12 protein-coding genes, 1 tRNA gene and 2 riboswitches are annotated in these 14191 nt (G+C 63.0%); of the genes, 4 read left to right on the forward strand and 9 right to left on the reverse strand.

Annotated features, from left to right (window positions below; genetic code table 11):
* Nucleotides 1–37: 37 nt before the first annotated feature.
* The gene (locus SSA02_RS12380; protein ID WP_186807794.1) at nt 38–976 is read right to left on the reverse strand and encodes an AraC family transcriptional regulator; all 939 of its coding nucleotides are present in this window, start codon (nt 974–976) and stop codon (nt 38–40) included.
* A 138-nt stretch (nt 977–1114) separates the two neighbouring features.
* Between SSA02_RS12380 and SSA02_RS12385 the strand changes: the two genes are divergently transcribed.
* A complete protein-coding gene (locus SSA02_RS12385) occupies nt 1115–1846 on the forward strand; it encodes an SDR family NAD(P)-dependent oxidoreductase (protein ID WP_147094402.1) in 732 nt (243 codons plus the stop codon).
* A 176-nt stretch (nt 1847–2022) separates the two neighbouring features.
* Here SSA02_RS12385 and SSA02_RS12390 read toward each other — a convergent pair.
* The 7 genes from SSA02_RS12390 to hisG all read right to left on the reverse strand — a co-directional run bounded on the left by SSA02_RS12390 (nt 2023) and on the right by hisG (nt 6438).
* Nucleotides 2023–2098 (reverse strand) — tRNA-Phe (locus SSA02_RS12390).
* Between the two features lie 28 nt (nt 2099–2126).
* Nucleotides 2127–2339 (reverse strand): DNA gyrase inhibitor YacG, encoded by a 213-nt coding sequence (locus SSA02_RS12395; protein ID WP_147094403.1) that lies wholly within the window; start codon nt 2337–2339, stop codon nt 2127–2129.
* Nucleotides 2336–3424: a ribonuclease E/G gene (locus SSA02_RS12400; RefSeq protein ID WP_147094404.1), complete on the reverse strand. Its 1089-nt coding sequence runs from the start codon at nt 3422–3424 to the stop codon at nt 2336–2338. The genes SSA02_RS12395 and SSA02_RS12400 overlap by 4 nt, the downstream gene beginning before the upstream one ends.
* Complete coding sequence (locus tag SSA02_RS12405; protein WP_147094405.1) at nt 3421–4029, reverse strand: Maf family protein; 609 nt, start codon at nt 4027–4029, stop codon at nt 3421–3423. The genes SSA02_RS12400 and SSA02_RS12405 overlap by 4 nt, the downstream gene beginning before the upstream one ends.
* Before the next feature lie 12 nt (nt 4030–4041).
* On the reverse strand, nt 4042–4260 hold the full coding sequence (gene infA / locus SSA02_RS12410) for a translation initiation factor IF-1 (protein ID WP_023979930.1): 219 nt from the start codon (nt 4258–4260) through the stop codon (nt 4042–4044).
* 130 nt (nt 4261–4390) lie between these two features.
* Nucleotides 4391–5698, reverse strand: a complete 1308-nt coding sequence (hisD, locus tag SSA02_RS12415) for a histidinol dehydrogenase (protein ID WP_147094406.1) — start codon at nt 5696–5698, stop codon at nt 4391–4393.
* Nucleotides 5695–6438 carry an ATP phosphoribosyltransferase gene (hisG, locus tag SSA02_RS12420; protein WP_147094407.1) on the reverse strand — a complete coding sequence of 248 codons (744 nt, stop codon included), beginning with the start codon at nt 6436–6438 and terminating at the stop codon, nt 5695–5697. Before hisG ends, hisD begins: the two co-directional genes overlap by 4 nt.
* 311 nt (nt 6439–6749) lie before the next feature.
* Between hisG and SSA02_RS12425 the strand changes: the two genes are divergently transcribed.
* A complete protein-coding gene (locus tag SSA02_RS12425) occupies nt 6750–7619 on the forward strand; it encodes an aldo/keto reductase (RefSeq protein ID WP_147094408.1) in 870 nt (289 codons plus the stop codon).
* 69 nt (nt 7620–7688) lie between these two features.
* On the opposite strand, the gene uca is transcribed toward SSA02_RS12425, so the two are convergent.
* Nucleotides 7689–11312, reverse strand: a complete 3624-nt coding sequence (uca, locus tag SSA02_RS12430; protein ID WP_147094437.1) for an urea carboxylase — start codon at nt 11310–11312, stop codon at nt 7689–7691.
* Nucleotides 11313–11376: 64 nt separating this feature from the next.
* A riboswitch (guanidine-I (ykkC/yxkD leader) is annotated at nt 11377–11486 on the reverse strand.
* Nucleotides 11487–11612: 126 nt separating this feature from the next.
* A riboswitch (guanidine-I (ykkC/yxkD leader) is annotated at nt 11613–11718 on the forward strand.
* A 176-nt stretch (nt 11719–11894) separates the two neighbouring features.
* Here uca and SSA02_RS12435 point away from each other — a divergent pair.
* Entirely contained in the window at nt 11895–13451 is a 1557-nt protein-coding gene (locus SSA02_RS12435) for an amino acid permease (RefSeq protein ID WP_147094409.1), read from the forward strand.
* A gap of 1 nt (nt 13452) precedes the next feature.
* A complete protein-coding gene (locus SSA02_RS12440; protein WP_147094410.1) occupies nt 13453–14190 on the forward strand; it encodes an urea amidolyase associated protein UAAP1 in 738 nt (245 codons plus the stop codon).
* Nucleotide 14191 lies beyond the last annotated feature (1 nt).

Below are 14191 nucleotides of genomic sequence, written 5' to 3' on the forward strand. Positions count from 1 at the left end.
CGCGGGCGGGAGAAGCGACGGGACGTCGATGTCGGGATCATTGCCAGATATCCTCGTTCATGGCGCGATACCGGTCCGGGCCGACGGTACGGATCCGGGCGATATCCCGATGGGGGGGCAGGCCGTAAAGCGCGCGATATTCGCGGGTAAAATGGGAGGGGCTTTCATAGCCGACGGTGAAACCGGCCTCCGTGGCGAGACGGTTCTCGTCGAGCATCAGCCGCCGGGCCTCTCTGAGCCGGAGGCGTGTGCGATACTGAACGGGCGACAGACCGGTCACAGCCTGGAATTTCCGGAAAAACGTCGATGAGGCCATTCCGGCATGACGCGCGAGCTCGGCGGTCGGGATATCGGTCATGAAATGCGCCCGCAGGCAGGCGAGTGCGCGGTTGATCCGCGAGGCATCGCTCTTCCTGTCGGCAATCTCATGCAGCACATGGTTCTGTGCGCCCTGGAGCACGCGATAGATCAGTTCGCGCTTGAGCATGGGCACGAGAAACGCCCTGTCTTCCTCCCGGTCGAGGCAGACCAGGATACGGCGCAACACATCGAGAAGATCCTCGGTCATGGGGCTGAGGCCGAGACTGGCGCGCTCGGGAGAGCGCAGCCCGGGATCGGCGTGGGTTTCGGCGATGACGGTTGCGATCTCGTCCGGATCGAAGGCGATACAGGCGGCAAGATAGGGGGCTTCCGGCGTGGCGCGCGTAATGTGTCCTGAGAGGGGGAGATCGACCGTCGCCACGAGATAATTGTTCTGATCGTAGGTGAAGCCCCGTTCGCGGATGCGTATCGCCTTGGCACCCTGGATGATGACATAGATCCGCGGCTTATGGACCACCAGCAAGGGATCCGTCGTGCAATCCGAGCGATACAGGGTCAGGAAGTCGATCGCCGTCTTGTTGCTTTTCTGCGGGCTGTGCCTGCGGACACGCGCCTGTATCTCGTCGAGAAGATCTGTTTTGTCCTGCAGGATCATGCGCGCAGGAGACCGGGAAAGAGAGGAAAAGGCAAGTTTTGCGGAGTGCGGCGATAACGCCTGTCGGAAAGGGCGTCGCAGGATGCGCGGGTCGGAACGGGATGGCCCGTCCCGCATGTCAGGGAAAGGAACCCGCTCATGACCACACGTGTCGCTCTCGTGACCGGCGCCAGTCGCGGCATCGGTGCTGCCATTGCCATCCGTCTCGCTTCGGAGGGCTTCGATATCGCCTTTTCCTGTTCGGGCGACCCGTCCTCGGCGCAGGAGACAATCGAGCGGATCGAGGCGCTGGGGCGCCGTGCTCTGGCGATCCAGGCAGACGGCAGAACCACGGCAGGCAACGAGAAGGTCGTCGACGAGACCGTCGCTCGATTCGGACGTCTCGACGTTCTCGTCTGCAATGCCGGACTCTATCCCAGGGGTACGGTTGACGATATCGCTCTCGAGACCATCCAGGCCGGTCTCGATCTCAATGTGCGCGGTCCCATGGTCGAGACGATCCGTGCCGTCGCCCATATGCGCGCCGGCGGGCGGATCGTGCTGATGGGATCGGCCTTCGGCGAGCGCGCACCGCTACCGGGTCTGTCGCTCTACGCAGCGACGAAGGCTGCCTTGCGGGGATTTGCGAAAGGGGTTGCGCGCGATCTCGGGGATCGGGGCATCACGATCAATGTGGTCGAACCCGGACCAGTGAACACCGCCATGAACCCGTCAGATACCGATGCCGCCCGTATCCTGGCCGGTCATGTGGCGACGGGACGCTATGGCGAGATCGAGGATATTGCCCGGGTCGTTTCCTTCCTCGTCGATGAGAAGGCCGGTTATATCACCGGTACGTCACTGACCGTCGATGGCGGTCTGACTGCCTGAAGGCACAGCGTTTCCCGGCTCCGGCAGATGACGTTCACGGCAGTGACTGTCACAGCAGGGCGGGGAGACGCTGCCTCGGCGCGTATGCGTTCCGGACGCAAGCGGGGATATCCGCAAAGCCGGTCCTCAGGAAGTATCTTTTTGGGGAAAAAAGGCTGCGATCCTTGCGATCGTCATGGTGCCCAAGGGCGGAATCGAACCACCGACACTGCGATTTTCAGTCGCATGCTCTACCAACTGAGCTACTTGGGCACCGGCACCTTGCGGTGTGAAAGGGGGTTTACTCCATGAACTCACGGGGATCAAGCAGGGAGGCGGCGATTTTTTCTTCCTCGTCTCCGGAAGAGGCGGGCACGCTGTAATCCTCGTTGAACCACCGGCCGAGATCGATATCGGCGCAGCGTTTGCTGCAGAAGGGACGGAAGGTCTCGATCGCAGCTTTGCGACAGACCGGGCAAGGTCTGGCCGGACCGGATCTGGCTGAGGACGTCATGGCGTGAATCTCCAGTAGCGATCCGGAAAACCGGGCTCCATGTCGAGCATGAGGCGCGCACCGAAGGCCAGAGCGAAGGCATCGAGCGCACAGGGGTCTTTTTCGAGCGCATGGCAGACGGCAAGCGATGCAGCAAGTCTGGGCGTCCGACCGGAACGATGGCGCTCGTGCCCGTTCAGGATCTGGCGCAGGGCCGCGAGGCCGATGCCGATCGGAGACCGTACCAGCTCGTGCAGTGGGGGGCGCCCTCGCGTGCGCACCAGCTCCAGAAGGCCGAGCGATGTCGCTCCCAGTATCCTGGCCTGCATGGGATCGCTTGCAAGCGCCTTGCCGAGAAACGGGACCAGAGCCGCACGCTTGCGCTGGGGTATCCCGGCGGGATCGACGAACAGCGCACCGCTGAGATTGCGCATCCGTATCTCGCGGGCGAGAGGAACGAACGAGTCCCGGTTGGCGGTGAACGTATCGACATGCCCGCGCCTGTCCGGTTCGGGGTCGTCCAGATCGATGGCGATCAGGGCGGGCGTCGGGGTGAAGGTGGCTCTGATCCCGTGCGCCAGCATGGCCTCGGGGGTCATCAGCTCTGCGCATTCGGCGGCAAGAACGTCGTCGATGGCGCGCGGGACCCTTTTCAGCCGGGAGCGCAAAGGCGTTGGAATATGGGGGATGAGTGCCGGATTGTCATGGCAGAGCGGCACATCCGGAAAGCGGGTCGCGATTTCCTCGAGCGGCGAGGGGCCAGGCGCCAGGAGCCGGGGGCCGGAGTCCCCGGAGTCCGCTATGCTGTGGGGATCGCCTGCCGGCTTGAGACGCAGGCCCTTGCCGTTCTGGGGGCTGCGCGTGACGCGCGCGCGAACGAGGGTACCCTCCTGATGCGTGCCGGTCAGAAAACCGTCTGTACCGTCGCCCAGGGTAACGAAGGCGCCGCCGAGTGCGGGCATGCAGCTCCGGACCCTCACGAGATGACGATCGCCGAATCCGTCAGGGCTTCCGGGCCGCCAGAGTGCGAAGTCGATCAGAAGATCCCCGTCGCAGATCGCGATCCACGCCTCGCCCGGAGACCAGGCGATGCGGCATTCCGTCATGGGAGAAAACGGGCTTTCTGGCCGCGCAGCAGCTGGGCCGTTTCGAACAGGGGCAGGCCGATCACCCCCGAGGGACTGCCGCCGACATATCGGATGACCGAGGCCGCGGCGCCCTGAAGCGCATAGCCTCCGGCCTTGCCCGCCCAGTCGCCCTGATCGAGCAGCGCGTTCAGCTGAGCCTCGGACAGGCGCGAGAACGTTACAGCCGTCTCGACCAGTCTTTCGGCCATCCGCCCTTCGGGCCAATGCGCGCTCGGCACCAGGGATACGGCCGTCAGAACGGTATGGCGCCGCCCCGAGAGCATACGGAGGCAGGATTCCGCTGTCGCCCTGTCTTCGGCCTTGGGCAGGATACGGCGACCGACCGCGACGATCGTATCGGCCCCCAGAACCAGCGCGGGCGACTCGCAGCGCTCCGCAACGACTTCGGCCTTCATCCGTGCCAGACGCGCCACGCAGCCGCGCGGCGATTCGTTCTGGCGCGGGGATTCGTCGAGCGCAGCCGCCTCGATCCGGTCGGGAACGATCCCGATCTGGCGCAGGAGATCGATCCGCCGGGGCGAGGCCGAGGCGAGAATCAGCGCCGGCCGTATGCCATCGGTCACGAAAGAGCGCTCTTACTTGAAGCGGAAGGTGATGCGGCCTTTGGAAAGGTCGTATGGGGTCATTTCGACGTTGACGCGGTCACCGGCCAGAACGCGGATGCGGTTCTTGCGCATCTTTCCGCTCGTATGGGCCAGAATGGTGTGTTCGTTGTCGAGCGTGACGCGGAACATGGCGTTGGGCAGCAGCTCGGTCACGGTGCCGCTGAATTCGATCATGTCTTCTTTTGACATCTGAGTCCTTACGATATGGGTGCTGGATCGGGCCGACGACGTGTCGGCAGGAAAAATTCTGCCGCGTATGTGCGGACTGGCGGCCGTTCCGTCAAGTTTCTTGGCATTCTGAAGGGGGAAAGCGGCGCGTTCAGTCCTGCGCCGCCCCCAGAGCGTCGAGTCGGGCGGTCAGGCTCGAAGCGTGTGCGTCCAGTCCTTCGGCCCGCGCGAGTCGGGCGCCTGCAGGGCCCACGGCACGCAAAGCGTCGGGACCGGCAGCGATCGAAGTGCTGCGTTTGAGGAAATCGAAGACCGAAAGCCCCGAAGCGAAGCGGGCCGTACGGCTGGTGGGCAGGACGTGATTCGGGCCGCCGACATAATCGCCCACGGCTTCAGGGCAGTAACGTCCGAGGAACAGCGCGCCGGCATGGCGGATTTGGGCTGCGAAGTCCTCCGGCGCATCGAGCATGATCTCGAGATGTTCGGATGCGAAATCATTGGCGATCTGCGCGGCTTCCTGCCAGTTCCGCACGATGACGACAGCGCCGTGATCGGCCCAGGAGCGACCGGCGATGGCGGCGCGAGGCAGGGTCCTGAGCTCGTTTTCGACTGCGGCAACCACCTGCCGGGCGAAAGCCGCGCTGTCGGTGATGAGAACGGCCTGCGCCAGCTCGTCGTGTTCGGCCTGGGCCAGCAGGTCGAGCGCGACGAACCGCGGATCGTTGCGGTCGTCGGCAACGATCACGACCTCGGAGGGGCCTGCGATGGAATCGATGCCCACATGGCCGAAAACCTGACGTTTCGCCTCGGCGACATAGGCATTGCCCGGGCCTACGATCCGGTCCACCGGAGCGATGCTGGCGGTGCCATAGGCGAGGGCGGCCACGGCCTGCGCGCCGCCGACACGATAGATCTCGGTCACACCGCTAAGGCGCGCCGCGGCCAGAACGAGCGGGTTGAGCACCCCGTCGGGACAGGGGACGCACATGGCGATGCGGCCGACACCCGCCACCCGGGCGGGCAGGGCGTTCATGAGGACCGAGGAAGGATAGGCTGCCTTGCCTCCCGGCACATAGAGTCCGACCGCATCGAGCGGCGTCCAGCGCATGCCCAGCGTGAGGCCGGCTTCGTCGGTGTAGGACATGTCGCGCGGCAGCTGGGCCCGATGGAACGACTCGATACGCTGCGCTGCCAGAGACAGGGCCTCGAGAAGGTCGCCCTCGACGCGATCTGCCGCCTGCGCGATCTCGTCCTCGCCGATGCGGATCGTGTCCGGGGCAAGGGTCAGCCTGTCGAACCGGGCCGTATAGGCGCAAAGCGCGTCGTCCCCGCGCCTGCGAATGTCAGCGATGATCTCACTGACGGGCGTGCTCACCCCGGTTTCCACAGCGCCCCGATCCGCGAGGAGCGTAGCGAGTCGGGTGGAGAAATCGGCCTCTGTCGTCTCGAGCCATTTCATGCCGCTTTCTCCTGCAGGGCGTCGCGAAACCGTTCGATGAGCGCGCGAATGGCTTCGGGGCGGGTCTTGAGTGCGACACGATTGACGATCAGCCGGCTGGTGACGTGCGCGATGACCTCCGTCTCGCGCAGACCGTTGGCCTTGAGCGTCGAACCCGTATCCACGAGATCGACGATGATGCTGGCCATATCGAGTGTCGGGGCAAGCTCCATCGCGCCATGGAGATGGACGATCTCGGCATTGATGCCCTGCGTCGCGAAATGACGACGCGTGATGGTGGGGTATTTCGTCGCTACACGAATATGTGAGCTGGCTACCGCGGTTTCCTCATGCCGTGCATCGACCGGGCGGGCGATCGAGATGCGGCATCCGCCGATTCCCAGATCGAGGGGGGCGTAGATATCGGGATAATCGAATTCCATGAGCACATCGGCGCCGCATACGCCGATCTGGGCCCCTCCATGGGCTACGAAGGTCGCCACATCGAAGGACCGTACCCGTACCACGTCCACCTGAGGATCCTGCGTCGGAAAGCGCAGGCTGCGTGTGCCTTCGCCGATCGCGCTTCCGTCATGGAACAGCCCCGTGCGCTCCAGAACCGGGCCGAGCGCCTTGAGGATGCGCCCCTTCGGAAGGGCCAGAACGAGCGGGGCATCGCTCGCGACGCAGGAAGACGTGGCGCATGGCGATGCGGCACGCGGTGCATCGGGGGAGGAGTCGGGGGCGGTCAGGGCAGTCATCACGCAGCAAGGCTATCACATTCCGGGCCTTGCCAGAACCGGGGTGGCACGAGGTTTTTGCCACGGCATGTTCTTCCGTGGCCCGACCGGAAAAAGGCGCGCGCGCTCCCGTCGTGTCCCCTTCGTTCTGCCCCGCCCTTCATCCCGGCCCCGATGTGCGCAAGGCCCCGGGCCGGACTTCGTGCGGGAACGGGCCTCACGCATGAATGAGCTGCGCGGCTCATCCGATCGCGCAATGCAGTGCAACCTGGAAGGGGGCTTGATCGCTAGGTCCCTATCCCTGACGCCTGCTTGCCCCCAAGGAGCCTCCCATGTCCCGTGATAACTTTTCTCCCGATCTGGCTTCGGCCACGCCTCTCGCAAATGAGGAATATCTTCACCTCGCGCTCAATGACGGCACCCGGATTCCCCAGCTCGGCCTCGGTGTCTACAAGACGCCTGCCGACGAAACGGCGGAGATCGTCCGTCATGCCGCCAAAACCGGTTACAGGATGGTCGATACCGCTTCATTCTATGGCAATGAAAGCGGTGTCGGAGATGCCTTGCAGGATTATCCGGACCTCTATGCCGTAACCAAGCTCTGGGCCACCGATATGGGGCGGGACGCCACATTGCGCGCCTTCGACGAAAGCGCGAAGAAGCTGCGCCACGATCCCGTCGATCTCTATCTGATTCACTGGCCGATGCCGAAAAAGGATCTTTATGTCGAGACATGGAAGACGCTGATCTCCCTGAGGGAGGAAGGACGCGTCACGTCGATCGGCGTATGCAATTTCGAGCCGGAACACCTCACGCGCCTGATCGAGGAAACCGGCGTCGCGCCGGTGCTCAACCAGATCGAGCTGCATCCGTCCTTCCAGCAGAAGGAGCTGCGGGCTTTCAACGAGGCGCACGATATCCGGACGGAAGCCTGGAGCCCGCTCGGACGCGGCGCAGGGCTGGATAACGAGATCGTTGCCGGTATCGCCAGAAAACACGGCAAGAGCGCGGGTCAGGTGGTGATCCGCTGGCACCTCGATCTCGGAAACATCGTGATTCCCAAATCGGCCAATCCGAAGCGGATCGACGAGAATTTCGATGTGTTCGATTTTTCTCTGGATGAGGACGACATGGCGAAAATCGCGACGCTGGATCGCGCGGACGGCCGTACCGGCCCCGACCCCATGACCGCCGATTTCTGACGCGCTTCCCGCCCCATGACACGCCGCGCCCGAGGCACGGCGTGCTGCCTGCCCAGGAACCGGGCGGGCTTACGGGTTCTCCTGCGCAAGCACCATGATCGTCTGCCCTGCCCTGGCCAGCCCGCCGGGCGCAACACGCACGGCGCGTATCGTCCCGGCGGCAGGAGACTGGACCGCGATCTCGATCTTCATGGATTCGAGCATCGCAACGGTCTGACCGGCGGAGACGGTTTCGCCTTCCGAAACCAGAACCTGCCAGACATTGCCCGCGATGCTGCTCTCTATGGCGATTTCGCCCTCGTCGAGCGGCCTGTCATCCTCCGTAGAAAGCACGGCGTCCCCGCTCTCGAAGCGGTCGAGACCTGCTTCGATCCAGTAGCGGCGTTCTGCCTCGAACGCTTCGGCCTGATGTGCACGGAACGTCGCGATTTCGGAGCGGTTCCGATCGAGGAACGCCTCATATTCCGACAGGGAGAGCGTGCCCTCCTCGATGCGCGGTGCGTAACGGCCTAAAGGGAAATCCCGCCGGATTACCTCGAGTTCCCCGGTGGAGACAGGGAAGAAGCGCAACTGGTCGAAAAAACGGAGCAGCCACGGCTTGCCGCCGAAAGCGTCGGGCAGCCGGTAGCGTACCCACATCTGAAGCGTCCGGCCGATGAACTGGTATCCGCCCGGCCCCTCCATGCCGTAGACGCACAGATAGGCGCCGCCGATCCCGACCGAGTTCTCGGCCGTCCATGTGCGGGCCGGATTGTATTTCGTCGTGACCAGACGATGGCGCGGATCGAGCGGGGTTGCGACAGGGGCGCCAAGATAGACATCCCCGAGGCCCATGACGAGGTATCGTGCATCGAAAACGAGGTCCTGAACGGCTTTTGTCGTCTGGAGTCCGTTGATGCGGCGAATGAACTCGATATTGCTCGGGCACCATGGGGCATTGGGGCGCACCGTGGTTGCGTATTTCTCGATGGCGAGCCGACAGGCCGGGTCGTCCCAGGAGAGCGGGAGATGGACGGTGCGCGACTGCACCCTGATATCGCGGTTTTCCGTTACGTCGCGCCACAGGGTCGAGAGATACGAGAGCAATGAGGGGAGCGGCAATTTTTCCGGAACATAGTGGATTTGCAGGGACCGGATGCCGGGGGTGAGATCGATGACACCGGCAGGACAGTCGTGTTCGAAGGCCTGCATGAGCGCGTGGACACGAAAGCGCAGCGCGATATCGAGGGTGGCTTCCCCGATCTCGACGAGAAGCGCAGTGTCGCCTGCCAGACGGGCAACGAGACCTAATGCACCTTCACCGAGGGAGAGAACGACGGGGCTTTGCGGCCGGACGGGCGCCCAGGGCACGACCCGTGGCGACAGGGTGGCGATTTCAGCATTCTGCGCGAGGGAGAGGCGCCGGGCGGTTTCGAGATCGACGGGCACGAACCGGAGGCGGTCGCCTGCGCGGAGCTGGCCCAGCTGCCACAGATCGGCCTCGATGATCGTGACGAGACAGACAAACCCCCCGAGACTGGGACCGTCCGGCCCGAGAATGACAGGCATGTCTCCGGTGAAGTCCACCGCACCTATGGCATAGGGATTGTCGTGAATGTTCGAGGGATGAAGTCCCGCCTCGCCGCCGCTGTCACGCACCCATTCGGGACGTGGCCCGATCAGGCGGATTCCGGTTCGGTTCGAATTGAAATGAACCTCCCATTCGGCAGCGAGAAAGGTCTCGACATAGGCAGGGGTGAAATATTCGGGCGCGCCGTGCGGACCGTAGATCACACGCAGAATGCGTGTTGCGCCGGTTTCGTCCTGAGGGACAGGATACAGCTCCGGCGCGAGCGATGCGCCTTCGACCGGAACGGGCGACCGGTCCGGAGATCCGAGATGCAGAACGTCTCCCGCCCGTATCGCGCGCCCGGCATGGCCGCCGAACTGCCCGAGGGTGAAGGTGGCGCGGCTGCCCAGATAGGCCGGAACCGCAAGACCTCCATGGAGGCAGAGCATTGCCCGCGTACCCTTGCGCGCCGTGCCGAGGGTCAGGGTTTCTCCCGCACCGATCCGCAATACCGTTCCCATCGCGCAGGGGCGGTTGTCGATGGAAACTGGAATATCCGCCCCGGTCACGACGGCCAGCGTCTCGCGCGTGAAACGCAGTATCGGTCCGCTCATCGTGATCTCGAGACCGGGGGTCTCCGGAGGATTGCCGAGGAGTGCGTTGCCGAGCCGGAAAGCGCGACTATCCATGGGGCCCGAGGGCGGTACGCCGACATTCCAGTAGCCGAGACGCCCGGGATAATCCTGGATCGTCGTCTGTGTGCCTCCTGAAATCACGTCGATGCGTGCCGTCTCGAAGGCGAGCGTCTCGAGGCAGCGCGTCCAGGGCGCCCCTGTCAGGAATGGCTCGAAGGCCAGGATCTGCCGCAGATAGGTCCGGTTCGTTTCCGTGCCGTACAGGCGTGTGGCTGCCAGTGCATCGTCGAGCCGTGCGATTGCTGCTTCCCGAGAGGGGGCATGGGCGATGAATTTCGCCACCATGGGATCGAAGAAGGGGGAGATCTCGACGCCCGCTTCGAGCCAGCCATCGATCCTGAGGCTGCCTTTATCGGATGGCGGGAAAGCGACTTCGGTCAGCAGGCCGGGTGCTGGCTGGAAATTCTTGCCCGGATCCTCTGCGTAAAGTCGCGCCTCGATCGCATGGCCGGAGGGTTTCAGCCCCGAGGCGAGCTGTTCCAGAGGGGGGAGCGTTCCCGCCTCCAGCTCGATCATCCAGCGCACCAGATCGACACCCCAGACCTCTTCGGTTACGCCGTGCTCGACCTGGAGGCGGGTGTTCACCTCGAGGAAATACCAGCCCCTCGTGATGCTGTCATAGACGAATTCCACAGTGCCGGCGTTGCGATAAGATACCGCCCTGCCAAGCCGGATGGCTGCATCGCACAAGGCGTCGGCGAGACCGTCCGGCAGGCCCGGGGCCGGTGTTTCCTCGATGACCTTCTGATTGCGTCGCTGCACCGAGCAGTCACGCACGCCCAGCGAAATCACGCCTCCACGGCCATCGCCGAAAATCTGCACTTCGAGATGGCGCGCGCGCTCGATGAATTTCTCGACGAAGACGCCCGCATCGCCGAAATTATTGCTGCCGAGCTGACGGACGGTCTCGAAAATCCCGGTCAGTTCCGTCTCGTCGCGGCAGATACGCATGCCTATTCCGCCGCCGCCAGCCGTGCTTTTGAGCATGACGGGATAGCCGGTCCGTGACGCTGCCGCACAGGCTTCCTCGACCGAGGAAAGCAATGGAGACCCTTCCAGAAGAGGGACGTCCTGCGATGCGGCGAGAGCGCGGGCCTCATGTTTGAGGCCGAAGGCGCGCAGATGATCCGGCTCGGGCCCTATGAAAATCATGCCCGCATCGGCGCAGGCCTGCGCGAATGCGGCATTCTCCGAGAGGAAGCCATAACCGGGGTGAATTGCCGAAGCGCCGGTTTCCCGGGCGATTGCGATGATGCGTTCGGCCTGCAGGTAGGTCTGTGCGGCACTGCCTTCGCCCAGGCAGATAGCGATATCCGCCTCGCGGACATGGCGGCTCGCGACATCGGCTTCAGCATAGATGGCGACGGGAGAAATGCCCATCTGACGCAGCGTACGGATGATCCGGCAGGCAATTGCGCCGCGATTGGCAATCAGTATGCGATCGAATATCGGCATGGGATATCTTGCTCCGAGAGTGCGCACAAGCAGCCGTCCTCTCGAACGGTGCAACATGTTCTCCCGGGCTTTTGTCCCGCCGTGTAACCCCGCTTGCGCAAGGCCGCCCGCTCTCGGACCAGCCAGCCGATCCGTCGGATCGAATGCGGAACCCTAGCGCGCCAGATGTCGACTTTCATGACGATGCGTATGGTCGTCAAGAGCGCAGATTGTTTTATCGGAACGTAACGAACATATATCGTTTCGCTTGAACAATTTTAATTGCACCTTCCTTTCCGATGACGTTATGAAAAACAGGAAGCAGCTAGGGTTCCGATTCGGTCTTTGCCGAATGACTGGTCCGAGAGCGCGCGGCCTTGCCATATGCAAGGTTACACGGCGGGACAAAAGCCCGGGAGATATCTGATGCCGGAAATGGCGTCGCATATCTCCTGCGAGATGCGTGCGTCATTTCCAACCGACTTGATTCGGGAAGGATATGACGATGAAACGGCGCAAGATCTCGGTTACGACCGATACGGTTGCTGACACCTCTTTCGGAGCGATGCTCCCTTTCCCGCTCCCGATTCCGGCAGCATGATCGCCGACGATATACGCGTGAAGACGCGTCATCCCGCAGGACGACAGAAGGTCGCGTCCACCTCGCTGAAGGATGAGGAGCGTCTCGCGCTTTTCGGCTATCAGCAGGAGCTGCGCCGGGATCTCGGTCCTTTCGCCTCCTTCGCTGCGGGATTTTCCTTCGTTTCCGTCCTCACGACGGTTTTCGAGATGTTCCCTCTCGGATACGGGTTCGGAGGACCCGTCTTTTTCTGGACGTGGCCGCTGGTCTTTTTCGGCCAGTTCTGCGTCGCGCTGTGCTTTGCCGAGCTGGCCGCGCGTTTTCCCGTAGCCGGGGCGATCTATCAATGGTCGACGCGTCTCGCATCCCCCGGCATCGGCTGGATGGCGGGCTGGCTCACGCTGATCGGTTATATCGTCAGTGTGTCTGCGATCGCGATTGCCATGCAGTCGATTTTGCCGAGCTTGTGGGACGGTTTTCAGCTCGTCGGCGGCAGTGCGGACATCACCACCCTGACAGGTGCGGAAAACGCGATCATTCTCGGTACGCTCACCATCCTGACGAGTACTCTGATTTCCTGCATAGGCGTGCGGATTTCCGCTTTCGTCACCGTTGCGGGCGTCTATGCCGAGATGCTGGGGCTCTGTCTTCTGATCGCAGCGCTTTTCATGAATATACGGCGGGGCTTTTCGGTGACGATGGATATGACCCATCTCTCACCCGGCATGACGCCGCACGGCGCGTTTCTCGCTTCCATGCTCATGGCCGTATATGTGATGTACGGGTTCGACAGTGCGGCGGAGCTTTCGGAAGAAACGCGCCGGCCCGATCTCGTTGCGCCCAAGGCGATCGTGCGGTGTCTGCTCCTCTCTTTCGTGGCAGGCGGGCTCGTGATTCTCGGGACATTGATGGCAGCACCCTCGCTCGGCTCCGGTGAGCTCGCGACGATCGGTATCCCCTATGTCATTCACGCGATCACATCGGGCGTCACCGGTCATATCCTTCTGGCGACCGTAGCCATTTCGGTCTTTTCCGCAACGATCGCCATCCAGACCTCTGCCTCGCGTGTCCTGTTCTCCATGTCGCGGGACGGGGTCATACCGGGATGCAGGCGCCTGGGCGGAATCTCGTCGCGGACCGGAACGCCGATCACGGCCACGATCGTGGTCGGCATCCTGAGCATAGGGTTTCTCTGGGTCAATTTCGGGGATGCGTCCCTTTTCAGTGCGATCACCGCATCTGCCGTTACTGTGACCTATCTTGCTTATCTGATGGTGACCCTCCCGCTCCTGGTCCGGCGCGTGCAATGGCTGCGCGGCGGAAGCCCGAGCTATGGCTTCAGGGTGAAGGGACGCACATGGCGCGCGGGCGTCAATATCGTCGCCGTCGTGAGCGGGGCGGCCTTTTTCATCAATACGCTCTGGCCACGCATGGCCGTGTTCGATCCCTCCGGAGAGCGTCCCGGCATGGTGGCGTTTCCGGTTGTCTTTCTCGGTGCTGCGCTCGGGCTGGGACTGATTCTCCGGAAGATCCGGTCTGCTCGCCGGGATCATTTTTCTCACAAGGAACTCTGACGTGATCAAATCTGCGCAGATACCCTCCACCGCTGCGGTTCTCTACCGGGAGACGATCCCGGGAGGCGGACACCGATCTCTCGTCGTCAAGGCGGGATGGCAATTGCGGCTGACTGCGTGCGACAGAAACGCCAATCTGGCACTGGTCGCGTTCAATGCCGCTCTGACAAGCGAAAGACTGAACCTTCCCGATACGCTCAAGGCCCAGCATACGGCCTTTCTCACGAAGGGACATTGCCTTCACTCCGATATGGGGCGCGTCCTGCTTGCGATTACCGAGGATCGCTGCGGCTGGCATGACTGTTTCGGAGGCGTTCTCAATGCGGTCGAGACGGAAGAGAAATACGGCTCCGGGCGGTTTCAGGATCTGCGAAACGCCTTCTTTCGCAACGGTTACGATAATCTGCTTGTCGAACTCGGGAAATGGGATCTCGACGCACGGGACATTCCGATGGTCGTCAATCTCTTCAGCAAGGTGGCGGTCGGGTCCGGGGGCGTGCTTCGTTTTGTCCCCGATCATGCGCAGCCGGGTCAGGATGTGGTGCTTCACGCGCTGATGGATACGCTCGTCGTCATGACGGCCGTACCGCACCCGATGGATCCGTCCCCGTCCTACACACCCGGTTCCGTCTCATTCGCCATCGAGGACGCATCGGATCCCGCCGCTCTGGACGCCTGTCGCCGGTCCTGCGGGGAAAACGAACGCGCCTTTCGCAACACCGAAATTTTCTGTCTGTAAG

Source organism: Swaminathania salitolerans (assembly GCF_007988945.1).
Classification (GTDB): Bacteria; Pseudomonadota; Alphaproteobacteria; order Acetobacterales; family Acetobacteraceae; genus Swaminathania; species Swaminathania salitolerans.

Coding starts and splice junctions, on each gene's coding strand:
- hisD (WP_147094406.1), bottom strand. CDS start 5,698: ATGAAATGGCTCGAGACGACAGAGGCCGATTTCTCCACCCGACTCGCT.
- hisG (WP_147094407.1), bottom strand. CDS start 6,438: ATGACTGCCCTGACCGCCCCCGACTCCTCCCCCGATGCACCGCGTGCC.
- SSA02_RS12435 (WP_147094409.1), top strand. CDS start 11,895: ATGATCGCCGACGATATACGCGTGAAGACGCGTCATCCCGCAGGACGA.
- infA (WP_023979930.1), bottom strand. CDS start 4,260: ATGTCAAAAGAAGACATGATCGAATTCAGCGGCACCGTGACCGAGCTG.
- SSA02_RS12425 (WP_147094408.1), top strand. CDS start 6,750: ATGTCCCGTGATAACTTTTCTCCCGATCTGGCTTCGGCCACGCCTCTC.
- SSA02_RS12380 (WP_186807794.1), bottom strand. CDS start 976: ATGATCCTGCAGGACAAAACAGATCTTCTCGACGAGATACAGGCGCGT.
- SSA02_RS12395 (WP_147094403.1), bottom strand. CDS start 2,339: ATGACGTCCTCAGCCAGATCCGGTCCGGCCAGACCTTGCCCGGTCTGT.
- SSA02_RS12385 (WP_147094402.1), top strand. CDS start 1,115: ATGACCACACGTGTCGCTCTCGTGACCGGCGCCAGTCGCGGCATCGGT.
- SSA02_RS12400 (WP_147094404.1), bottom strand. CDS start 3,424: ATGACGGAATGCCGCATCGCCTGGTCTCCGGGCGAGGCGTGGATCGCG.